The organism is Pseudomonas entomophila, assembly GCF_013523165.1.
Classification (GTDB): domain Bacteria; phylum Pseudomonadota; class Gammaproteobacteria; order Pseudomonadales; family Pseudomonadaceae; genus Aquipseudomonas; species Aquipseudomonas entomophila_A.
Window position 1 is genome coordinate 51422 of the sequence record NZ_JAAMQI010000018.1, and the last position, 10865, is coordinate 62286.

A 10865-nucleotide genomic window follows, 5' to 3' on the forward strand; every position below is an offset into this window, starting at 1 on the left:
CGGCGCCATGATTCGTAGCGAAACGCTCGCATTGGAGAACACGATGGCGAAGAAGGAAAGCACCCAGCACAAACTCGACCGCGTTCGCGCGCCTCGGGTCCATATCACCTACGACGTGGACATCGGCGATGCCATCGAGAAGAAGGAACTGCCCTTCGTCGTCGGCGTGCTGGGCGATTTCTCCGGCAATCCGCTCGAGCCGCTGCCCAAGCTCAAGGACCGCAAGTTCATCTTCATCGACCGTGACAACTTCAACGGCGTGCTCAAGGGCATCAAGCCGCGCCTGGCCTACCGCGTGGACAACACCCTGGCCAAGAACGGCACGCAGCTGGGCGTGGAGCTTAACTTCAACAGCCTGGAAGACTTCGAGCCGCAGAACGTGGTCAAGCAGGTCGAGCCGCTGCGCAAGCTACTGGAAGTGCGCAACAAGCTGGCCGACCTGCGCAACAAGATGGGCGGCAACGACAAGCTCGAAGAGCTGCTGATGGACGTGCTGCAGAACACCGAGAAGCTCAAGACCTTGGGCAAGGAATTCGGCCGTGAGGCCGAAGTGAAAGACCCGTCCAGCGACGATCGCGCCTGAGGAGCCTGACCATGACCGACAAGCACACCGAATCCCAACCGGCCAGCGACCTGGTCGAAGTCGAGCACTTCGCGCCCCAGCCGTCGCTGCTCGACAGCATCATCTCGCAGAGCCGCGTGGCCCGCTCCGACACCGAGCGTGACCGCACCCGCGACCTGATCGGCGAGCTGGTCAACCAGGTCCTGGAAGGCGAAGTGACGCCGAGCAAGGACCTGATCGCCGTGCTCGACGCGCGCATCGCCGAGATCGACTCGATGCTCTCCGAGCAGATGAACGAGATCATGCACGCCAGCGAGTTCCAGCAGCTGGAAGCCTCCTGGCGCGGCCTGAAGTACCAGGTCGACCAGACCGAGACCAGCACCAACCTGAAGATCCAGCTGCTCAACGCCTCGAAGAAGGACCTGGTGCGCGACCTCAAGTCGGCCAGCGAATTCGACCAGAGCGCGCTGTTCAAGAAGGTCTACGAAGAAGAGTACGGCACCTTCGGGGGCGCGCCCTTCGGCATGCTGATCGGCGACTACGAGTTCAAGCGCAGCCCCGAGGACATGTACCTGCTCGAGGAGATCTCCCACGTCGCCGCCGCGGCCCATGCACCGTTCATCTCGGCGGCGTCGTCCGAGCTGTTCGGCTGGGACTCGTTCACCGAGATGTCCGGCCCGCGCGACCTGGCGAAGATCTTCGACACCGTCGAATACGCCAAGTGGAAGTCGTTCCGCGCCTCGGAAGACTCCCGCTACGTCGGCCTGACCCTGCCCCACGTGCTCGGTCGCCTGCCGTACGGCCCGGATACCACGCCGGTGGAGGAATTCAACTTCGTCGAGAGCGTCGATGGCCGTGACCACAGCAAATACCTGTGGATGAACGCCGCCTACGCCCTGGGCACCCGCGTCACCGACGCGTTCTCGCGCTACGGCTGGTGCGTGGCCATTCGCGGCGTCGAAGGCGGCGGCCTGGTCGAAGGCCTGCCGACCCACACCTTCAAGACCGACGATGGCGAAATCGCCCTCAAGTGCCCGACCGAGATCGCCATCACCGACCGCCGCGAGAAGGAGCTGTCGGACCTGGGCTTCATCCCGCTGGTGCACTGCAAGGGCACCGACTACGCCGCGTTCTTCGGCACCCAGTCGGCGCAGAAGCAGAAGCAGTACAACACCGACATCGCCAACGCCAACGCACGCCTGTCGGCGCAGCTGCAGTACATCTTCGCCACCTCGCGCATCGCCCACTACATGAAGGCGATCATGCGCGACAAGATCGGCAGCTTCGCCTCGCGCATGGACGTGGAGAACTTCCTCAACCAGTGGCTGGCCAGCTATGTGCTGCTGGACGACACCGCCAGCCAGGAAGCCAAGGCCAAGTACCCGCTGCGCGAAGCGCGCGCCGAGGTCTTCGAGGTGCCGGGCAAGCCAGGCGTGTACAAGGCCGTGACCTACCTGCGCCCACACTACCAGCTGGACGAACTGACCGCGTCGCTGCGCCTGGTGGCCGAGTTGCCCCAAGGCGCGCGTAGCTGATCGGACGGTGTGTACAAGGACGACACATGAGTAACCCGCCTCGCCTCCTGCCCTCGCTGCTCGATCGACTGCTGGACGACCGTCCGCACCAGTCGACCGAGCCGAGCGGCCTGCGCACGTTTTCCCTGGCCGAATACAAGGCCAGCATCGTGCGTGACCTGGAGGTGCTGGTGAACACGCGTCAGTCCCTGGTCGCCGAAGAACTCGAGGGTTTCCCGCATTTGGCCGGGTCCATCCTCGAGTACGGCATGCCGGACTTCACCAGCCGCAGCGTGCTCGACCCACACGATCGTCGGCTGATCCAGCACCAGCTGGAGCGGGCGATCACCACCGGGGACCGACGCTTTCACCGCGTGCGTGTCCAGCTGCTGGCCCAGCAAGACGGCCACCGCATGTTGACCTTCCGCGTGGATGCGGTCCTGCGCCTGCAGGACATCAGCCGCCAGGTGTCCTTCGACGCCGTGCTGCAGGTCAACACCCAAGAATACACAGTACAGAACCTCAACTGATGCTCGACGAACTGCTGCCCTATTACGAAAAGGAACTGTCGCACCTGCGCTTCCTCGGCCAGGAGTTCGCTGCGCAGTACCCGAAAATCGCCTCGCGCTTACTGATCGAGGGCGACAACTGCGAAGACCCACACACCGAGCGGCTGATCGAGGCGTTCTCGTTCCTGTCGGCCCGGGTGCACAAGAAGCTCGACGACGAGTTTCCGGAGATCGTCGAGTCGTTCCTCGAGGTGCTGTACCCGCATTACCTGCGCCCGACCCCGTCGATGTCGATCGTCGAGCTGAGCCTGGGCAAGCAGGAAAAGGTCACCGAGGCCTACGAGGTGCCACGCCACACCGAGCTGCACGCCAATGCCGTGGACGGCGTGGTGTGCCGGTTCCGCACCTGCTACCCGGTGTCGCTCTGGCCGATCACCGTGCAGCAGGCGTCCTTCGCCGAACTCGAGCGCTCGGCCTTCAATGGCCACAGCGCCGACCTGGTGGCACGCCTGCGCATCGGTCTGCAGGCCAGCGGCGAGGCGCTGTTCGGCGAACTGGCGCTGGACCGGCTGCGGTTCTTCCTCGATGGCGAGGCAACCTTGATGCTGCAGCTGTACGAGCTGCTGTTCAACAACCTGGCCAAGGTCACCCTGAGCTTCGACGAGGACGGCCGTCGCCGCGAGATCGCCCTGCCCGCCGATGCCCTCAAAAGCGTCGGCTATGGCCGCGACGAAGGGCTGGTGGACTACTCCGAGCGCTCGTTCCTGGGCTATCGCCTGCTGCACGAGTACTTCACCTTCCCCGACAAGTTCATGTTCTTCGACCTCACCGGCCTGGCGCGCCCACTGCGCGACAAGGCCCTGGCGCAGGTCGAGCTGAACTTCTACTTTGCCGATTACGATCTCAATGACCGCCTGGCGCGGCTGACCCAGACGATCGGGCGCAACAACTTCAAGCTCAACTGCACGCCGATCATCAACCTGTTCCGTCAGCAGGCCGAGCCGATCAAGCTGACCCACACCCAGCACGAGTACCCGGTCATCCCCGACACGCGCATGCACAGTGCTGCCGAGGTGGTGTCCATCGACCGCGTGCGACGGGTGCGCAAGCTCGGCGGGATCGATCAGGTCGCCACCTGCCAGCCGTTCTTCGAACCCCGTGGCGAGCACGACCCGCACGCCAGCTTCTGGATCGCCCGGCGCCGCAACCAGGCCGACGCCACGGCCATGAGCATCCGCGTGGTCGACCGCGACCTGGAACTGATCGACGGCGGCAGCGACACCCTCAGCATCAGCCTGACCTGCAGCAACCGGGACGTGCCGCTGATGCTGCCCTTCGGTGGCGACCGCGGCGACTTCAGCATCCCGGCCAACTCGGTGATCGACGACATCCGCTGCCTGCGCAAGCCCACCGCCAGCGTGCGCGTGCCGCTGGGCAAGGGCCTGATCTGGCGGCTGATCGCCCACCTGTCGCTCAACCACCTGTCGCTGGTCAGCCAGGGCCGCGAAGTGCTGCTCGAACTGCTGTCGCTGTACAACTACCGCAACGTCTCGGCCATCCGCAAACAGATCAACGGCATCAAGGCCATCGAGAGCGAGCCGGTGGTGGCGCGCATCGGCCACCCGCGCCCGAACTTCGTGCGCGGTGTGGGCATCACCCTGACCCTGGACGAGCGCCAGTTCATCGGCAGCGGCGTGTTCCTGTTCGGCCAGGTGCTGGACCACTTCTTCGGCCAGTACTGCTCGATGAACAGCTTCACCCAACTGACCCTACGTACCCAACAACGAGAGAAGAGAGTCGTTCAATGGCCAGCCCGCACTGGCGATCAGCCCCTGGTCTGATCGATCAGGCCCGAGCCGAACCGCACCGCTTCGAGTTCTTCCAGTTGGTGCGTCTGCTCCGCCTGCACTACAGCCGCTCCGGGCGCATGGACCTGGCGACCCGGCCGCACGAAGACCCGCTGCGTTTTCGCACGCAGCTGTCGCTGGCGTTCCCGGCCAGCGAGGTCAGCGACCTGCACTTCGAGCGCGAAGGCAAGGTATCGCCGGCCGGCCTGCCGCTGTCGGAAGTCCAGGTGACCTTCATGGGGCTGGTGGGCCCGTCGGGCGTGCTGCCACGCCCGTACACCGAGCTGCTGCTCGAACGCCACGTGCAGTACCGCGACGATGCCGCCCATGCGTTTTTGGACATCTTCTCGCACCGCATGACCACGCTGTTCTACGAAGCGTGGCAGAAGTACAAATTCCACATCGAGCACGAGCGCAAGGACAGCTCGGCGTTCGAGGGCTACCTGCTGAGCCTGATCGGCCTGGGCCCGCGTGCCCGTGCGCTGAAGTTCGAAGAGCACCCCTCGGCCCTGCGCCGCGACCTGTTCAGCTACTTCGCCGGGCTGTTCAGCCAGAAGCCGCGCAACGCGCTCAACCTGGAAGTCATGCTCGGCTTCCAGTTCGGCCTGCCGATCCAGGTCAGGCAGTTCGCCGGGCGCTGGCTGCGCCTGCAGCCCGAGCAGCGCACGCAACTAGGGCGCAAGAACGCCCAGCTCGGCCACAGCGCCGTGGCCGGGGACCGGGTCTGGGACTACCAGTCGAGCATCCGCATCGAGCTGGGCCCGCTGGACCTGGCCGACTACCGGCGCTTCCAGCCCGGCACCCCGTGCTACCGCCAACTGGTGGAACTGGTGCGCTTCTACGTCGGCGCCGAACTCGATTTCGACATCGCCCCGCGCATCAAGCGCGAGGCGGTGCCGCGCGCGCAATTGGGCCGTCAGGGCAACGTCGCCCTGGGCTGGCTGGGTTGGCTCAAACGTCCCGACCGCGACGCGGAGCCTTCGCGTTGCGCCGTCTTCCACATTCCTTACGATGGGGTCGCCCTGTGAACCTGAAGTCTCTGTTCGCCAAGCTCAACGAAACCAGCCGCGCGGCCACTGAAAGCGCTGCAGCCCTGTGCCTGTCCGAGCACCATTACGACGTCGAGGTCGAGCACCTGCTGCTGCAACTGCTCGACGACGGCGAGAGCGACCTGGCGCCGATCCTGCGTCACTATGACGTGGTGGCCGAGCGCCTGCAGGCGCAGCTGGTGACCGCGCTCGGCACCTTCAAGAAGGGCAACACCCGCACCCCGGCGCTCTCCCCGCACATCACCCGCATGATCGAGCAGGCCTGGCTGCTGGCCTCGATCGAGTATGGCGTCGGCCAGGTGCGCAGCGCCCACCTGCTGCAAGCGCTGCTCGACGATGCCGAACTGCGCCGCGTGGTCATCGGCTCGGCCCCGGAGCTGGAGAAGATCAACGCCGACGACCTGCGCCTGAACCTGGCCGCCCTGGTCGAGAGCAGCCCCGAATCGAAACTGGCCAGCCCCCTGGCCAGCCCGGCCGCCCCGGTGGCCAGCACCAGCAAGGCCGGCGGCAAGACCCCGGCGCTGGACCAGTACACCGTCAACCTGACCCAGAGCGCCCGCGAAGGCCGCATCGACCCGGTGCTGGGCCGCGAGTTCGAGGTGCGCCAGATGGTCGACATCCTCACCCGCCGTCGCCAGAACAACCCGATCCTCACCGGCGAAGCCGGGGTCGGCAAGACCGCCGTGGTCGAAGGCCTGGCGCTGCGCATCGCCCAGGGCGACGTGCCCGCAGTGCTCAAGGACGTGGCCCTGCACACCCTCGACCTGGGCCTGCTGCAAGCCGGTGCCGGGGTCAAGGGCGAGTTCGAGAACCGTCTCAAGGCGGTGATCGAGGAGGTCAAGCGCAGCCTGCACCCGATCATCCTGTTCATCGACGAGGCGCACACGCTGATCGGCTCGGGCGGCCAGGCCGGGCAGAACGATGCCGCCAACCTGCTCAAGCCAGCGCTGGCACGGGGTGAGCTGCGCACCATCGCCGCCACCACCTGGGCCGAGTACAAGAAGTACTTCGAGAAGGACGCCGCCCTCGCCCGCCGCTTCCAGGTGGTCAAGGTCGAGGAGCCGGACGAAGACCAGGCGATCCACATGTTGCGCGGCCTGTTGGGCAAGATGCGCGAGCACCACCAGGTGGCGGTGATGGACGAGGCCCTGGTGCAGGCCGTGCGCCTGTCCAGCCGCTACATCACCGGTCGCCAGCTGCCCGACAAGGCCGTCAGCGTGCTCGACACCGCCTGTGCGCGCATCGCCCTGGCACAGTCGTCGCAGCCCGGCGCACTGGAAGACAGCCGTCGGCAGATCGACAACCTGCAGGCGGAAATCGCCGTGCTCGACCACGAAGCCGGCAAGGGCCATGACCACGCCCGCCGCCTGGGCGAACTGCACACCGCCCTCGACGCCGCCCAGGCCCACGAACAGCAGCTGAACACGCAATGGCAGCAGGAGCTGGCACTGGTCGAGCAACTGAAGGCGCTCGACGCCAGCGAAGAGGCCGACGCCGAGCAGCTCAACACGCTGCGCGCCGAGCTGACCCGCGTACAGGGCGACCAGCCGCTGGTCCACGCCCTGGTCGATGGCAGCGCCATCGCCCAGGTCATCAGTGGCTGGACCGGCATCCCCCTGGGCAAGATGCTGCGCGACGAGATCGACACCGTGCAACGCCTGCCGGCACTGCTGGGCGAGCGCGTGCTCGGCCAGGACCATGCGCTGCACGAGATCGGCAAGCGCATCAAGATCTCCCGGGCGCGCATGGAAGACCCGAACAAGCCGATCGGGGTGTTCCTGCTGCTCGGCCCGAGCGGCGTGGGCAAGACCGAGACTGCCCTGGCCCTGGCCGACACCCTGTACGGCGGCGAGCGCAATCTGATCACCATCAACATGTCCGAGTACCAGGAGGCGCACACCGTCTCCAGCCTCAAGGGCTCGCCGCCCGGCTACGTCGGCTATGGCGAAGGCGGCGTGCTGACCGAGGCGGTACGGCGCAAGCCCTACAGCGTGGTGCTGCTCGACGAGGTCGAGAAGGCCCACCCCGACGTGCTCGAGCTGTTCTTCCAGGTGTTCGACAAGGGCGTGCTGGACGACGGCGAAGGGCGCGAGATCAACTTCCGCAACACGGTAATCATCCTGACCTCCAACACCGGCACCGAGCACATCATGCAGGCCTGCCTCAATGCCACCGAGCTGCCGACCCCGGCGGCCCTGGTCGAGGACCTGCGTGACGAGCTGAACCACGTGTTCAAGCCGGCTTTCCTGGGGCGCCTGAGCATCGTGCCGTTCTACCCGGTCCAGGACGAGATCCTCGAGCGCATCGTCGGCCTGAAGCTCGAGCGCATCGCCAAGCGGTTCGCCCGCAACCACCATGCCGAACTGGTCTACGACGAGGCCCTGGTCAAGGCCATCGCCGCACGCTGCACCGAGGTCGACAGCGGCGCCCGCAACATCGACAACATCCTGTCCCAGACCCTGATGCCCGAACTCGCCCAGCGCGTGCTCGAGCGCATGGCCCAGGACGCGCCGATCGAGCGCATCACGATCGAGCTGGGCAGCGATGGCGATTTCGCCTATCGCCTGGCCTGACCGCACCCGGAGAGCGAGCCTTGACCTCACACACCCACACTGCCCTCAAGCACCTGACCACCGCCGCGCTGCTGCTGGCGCTGGTCGGCTGCGGGGTCACCGACCGCATCGGCAAGCGCATGGACGAGAGCTGGGCGGCCGACATGCTGGCCGACCATGAAAACCTGATCCTGACCTCCGACGGTGGCAACCAGCTCAACCCGGACGCCGAAGGCCACCCGCTGTCGGTGGTCATGCGCGTGTACCAGTTGACCGACCTGGAGCGGTTCGCGGCGGCCAGCCCCGACACGCTTTGGGACATGCCGGAAAAGGCCCTGGGCAACACCCTGGTGGAGACCCGCGAGATCACCCTGCTGCCCGGCATGGGTCAGATCGACCAGTGGCCGCTGGCCAAGAACGCCCGGTACGTCGGCGTGGCGGCGTTCTTCCGTCAGGACCAGGACGCGCGCTGGAAAGTCGCCTTCGACGCCAACTCGCTGCGCAAGGAAGGCATCTGGTTCTCCTCCGACGGCCTGCGCGTGCTGGTGGACCAGACACGCATCGAGGCCATGCGCGGCGTGGACGTGCTGAACAAGCCACCGGCCGAAGACCGCCTGGCCGTGCCCGGCGAACCGGCCTGGGTGCCCAAGCCCCTGACCGACAAGGTGCAGGACGCGGCCATCGACAAGACGACCGACGCGGTGGGCACCTCGGCCCGCAACGCGGCGGACGCCTCCTTCAACCCTCTCGTGGATAGCGTCAAATGAGCAAGCAGAGCCGAGTGATGTGGTCGGAAGGCATGTTCCTGCTGCCCCAGCACTTCCAGTACCAGGATGAATTCCACCAGCACCAGTTGGCCGAGGCCACCCTGCGCGGCACCCCGTTCCACTGGGGCGTGCAGCTGCTGGAGGTGGACGAGGACGCGCTGTCCAATGGCTCGCTGCAACTCAAGCGCCTCAAGCTGGTGTTCCCCGACGGCAGCCTGTACGACGCCCCGCAGCACGACCCGCTGCCGGCCGCGCGCGACCTGAAGGACCTGCTCAAGGCCAACGACCTGAAGGTCTACGCCGCGCTCAAGCTGCCCGAACCGTTCGGCCTGAACTACGTCGAGGACGACCAGGCGCACAAGGCTTCGCGGCGCTTTCGCAAGCAGTTCGACACCCTGCCCGACCTCAACGAAGGCGATCTGGAAAACGAGATCACCAGCCTGCGCCTGAACGTGGTGCTGCTGGTCGACGGCGACCGCCTCGACGGATTCAGCCACTGCGCCCTGGCCAAGCTGACCCGCAACAGCATGGGCGGCTTCAACCTCGACCCGCACTTCGTCCACCCGACCCTGCACCTGGGCAGCCACGAGACCCTGGCCGGCATCGGCAAGCGCCTGCTCGGCGCGCTGCAGGCCAAGAGCAAGGCGCTCTCCGGTCGCCGCCGCGAGCGTGCCGACCAGATCGCCGAGTTCGGCTCCAGCGACGTGACCCTGTTCTGGCTGCTCAACACCGTCAACCGCGCCCACCCGCAACTGGCGCACCTGCTCGCCCACCCGCGCCTGCACCCGGAGCGGCTGTACCTGTTCCTGGCCGACCTGGCCGGCGGGCTGCTGACCTTCACCCTCGACACCCAGCTCAGCGACATCCCCGAGTACGACCACCACGATCCGGCGGCGTCGCTGGTGCGGCTCGACGAGATGATCCGCGTGATGCTCGACAACGTCGTGCCCAACCAGTGCGTGGTCATCCACCTGACCCAGACCAAGCCGTCCTACTGGCAGGGCCAGCTGCACGACCAGCGCCTGACCGAGGCCGACTTCTACATCGCGGTGCATGCCGACATGGCCGGTGCGACCCTGCTGGACATGGCGCCCCGGGCGATCAAGATCGGCTCGCCGGAGGACATCGAAGTGGTGGTCAACAGCGCCATGCCCGGTGTGACCCTGGTGCACGCCGCGCGCCTGCCCAACGCCATCCCGGTGCGTCTGGACAACCAGTACTTCGCCATCGAACCCCACGGCCACGTGTACGACCGCATGATGGAGTCGCAGACCATCTGCTTCTACGCGCCCAGCGCCCTTCCCAACCTCAAGCTTGAACTGATGGCGGTGCTCAAATGACCGAAGCCGTACTGCAACAGGGCGCCGTGGCGGCTGCCAGTGAACAACCGACGCTCAAGGACCTGGTCAAGGACTTCATCAGCATGGCGCTGATGCTGCGCCGCGGGCGCCAGGTCACCTCGGTCCCGGCCTTCGACGCCAGCGTCGAGCGCTTCTTCGGCAACCTGGAGCGCGATGCCCGGGCCGCCAACTACAGCGTCGGGCAGGTCAAGGACACCCAGTACGCGCTGTGCGCGTTCCTCGACGAAAGCGTGCTGCGCTCGGGCGACAACCTCCTGCGCCCGCACTTCGAGCTGCAACCGCTGCAGTTCCGCTACTTCGGCGTGCACCTGGCCGGCGAAGGATTCTTCGAGAAGATCGACGCCCTGCGTGCCGATGTGCGCCAGAACATCGACGTGCTGGAGGTCTACCACCTGTGCCTGGCGCTGGGCTTCGAAGGCAAGTTCGGCCTGGGCCAGAAGGACCAGCTGCGCTACCTGGCCAACACCCTCGGCCAGGACATCGCCCGCTACCGCAAGCCGCCCAAGGCGCTGGCCCCCGACTGGGCGCTGCCGGACCAGGTCTCGCAGATGCTGCGCCACGAAGTACCGCTGTGGGTCTACCTGGCGTTGATCGCACTGGTCAGCGTCGTGGTGTACCTGACGCTCGACTGGTTGCTGGACAAGGACGTCGCCGCCCTCTCCGACCAAATCCGCCAGCTGTTCAGTGCCTGAGCCCTCAGGTAG

General features: G+C 66.3%; 9 protein-coding genes. All 9 read left to right on the top strand.

The genetic code is table 11. The annotated features are described in order from the left end of the window. The first annotated feature begins 43 nt into the window (after positions 1–43). Genes tssB through icmH form a run of 9 tightly spaced genes read left to right on the top strand, consistent with a single transcriptional unit; the run spans position 44 to position 10853 of the window. Positions 44–583 carry a type VI secretion system contractile sheath small subunit gene (gene tssB / locus G7Z99_RS14835; RefSeq protein WP_181095091.1) on the top strand — a complete coding sequence of 180 codons (540 nt, stop codon included), beginning with the start codon at positions 44–46 and terminating at the stop codon, positions 581–583. An 11-nt stretch (positions 584–594) separates the two neighbouring features. Continuing rightward, positions 595–2097 carry a type VI secretion system contractile sheath large subunit gene (gene tssC, locus G7Z99_RS14840; RefSeq protein WP_181095016.1) on the top strand — a complete coding sequence of 501 codons (1503 nt, stop codon included), beginning with the start codon at positions 595–597 and terminating at the stop codon, positions 2095–2097. 26 nt (positions 2098–2123) lie between these two features. Then, the gene (gene tssE / locus G7Z99_RS14845; protein ID WP_181095018.1) at positions 2124–2606 is read left to right on the top strand and encodes a type VI secretion system baseplate subunit TssE; all 483 of its coding nucleotides are present in this window, start codon (positions 2124–2126) and stop codon (positions 2604–2606) included. Beyond that, positions 2606–4426: a type VI secretion system baseplate subunit TssF gene (tssF, locus tag G7Z99_RS14850; protein ID WP_181095020.1), complete on the top strand. Its 1821-nt coding sequence runs from the start codon at positions 2606–2608 to the stop codon at positions 4424–4426. Before tssE ends, tssF begins: the two co-directional genes overlap by 1 nt. Further along, the gene (gene tssG, locus G7Z99_RS14855) at positions 4390–5460 is read left to right on the top strand and encodes a type VI secretion system baseplate subunit TssG (protein WP_181095034.1); all 1071 of its coding nucleotides are present in this window, start codon (positions 4390–4392) and stop codon (positions 5458–5460) included. The genes tssF and tssG overlap by 37 nt, the downstream gene beginning before the upstream one ends. Continuing rightward, positions 5457–8054: a type VI secretion system ATPase TssH gene (tssH, locus tag G7Z99_RS14860; RefSeq protein WP_181095035.1), complete on the top strand. Its 2598-nt coding sequence runs from the start codon at positions 5457–5459 to the stop codon at positions 8052–8054. The genes tssG and tssH overlap by 4 nt, the downstream gene beginning before the upstream one ends. 20 nt (positions 8055–8074) lie before the next feature. After that, entirely contained in the window at positions 8075–8800 is a 726-nt protein-coding gene (gene tssJ, locus G7Z99_RS14865) for a type VI secretion system lipoprotein TssJ (protein ID WP_181095036.1), read from the top strand. Continuing rightward, complete coding sequence (tssK, locus tag G7Z99_RS14870) at positions 8797–10140, top strand: type VI secretion system baseplate subunit TssK (RefSeq protein WP_181095037.1); 1344 nt, start codon at positions 8797–8799, stop codon at positions 10138–10140. The genes tssJ and tssK overlap by 4 nt, the downstream gene beginning before the upstream one ends. Continuing rightward, a complete protein-coding gene (icmH, locus tag G7Z99_RS14875; protein ID WP_181095038.1) occupies positions 10137–10853 on the top strand; it encodes a type IVB secretion system protein IcmH/DotU in 717 nt (238 codons plus the stop codon). The genes tssK and icmH overlap by 4 nt, the downstream gene beginning before the upstream one ends. Positions 10854–10865 lie beyond the last annotated feature (12 nt).

Coding starts and splice junctions, on each gene's coding strand:
- tssB (WP_181095091.1), top strand. CDS start 44: ATGGCGAAGAAGGAAAGCACCCAGCACAAACTCGACCGCGTTCGCGCG.
- tssC (WP_181095016.1), top strand. CDS start 595: ATGACCGACAAGCACACCGAATCCCAACCGGCCAGCGACCTGGTCGAA.
- tssE (WP_181095018.1), top strand. CDS start 2,124: ATGAGTAACCCGCCTCGCCTCCTGCCCTCGCTGCTCGATCGACTGCTG.
- tssF (WP_181095020.1), top strand. CDS start 2,606: ATGCTCGACGAACTGCTGCCCTATTACGAAAAGGAACTGTCGCACCTG.
- tssG (WP_181095034.1), top strand. CDS start 4,390: ATGGCCAGCCCGCACTGGCGATCAGCCCCTGGTCTGATCGATCAGGCC.
- tssK (WP_181095037.1), top strand. CDS start 8,797: ATGAGCAAGCAGAGCCGAGTGATGTGGTCGGAAGGCATGTTCCTGCTG.
- icmH (WP_181095038.1), top strand. CDS start 10,137: ATGACCGAAGCCGTACTGCAACAGGGCGCCGTGGCGGCTGCCAGTGAA.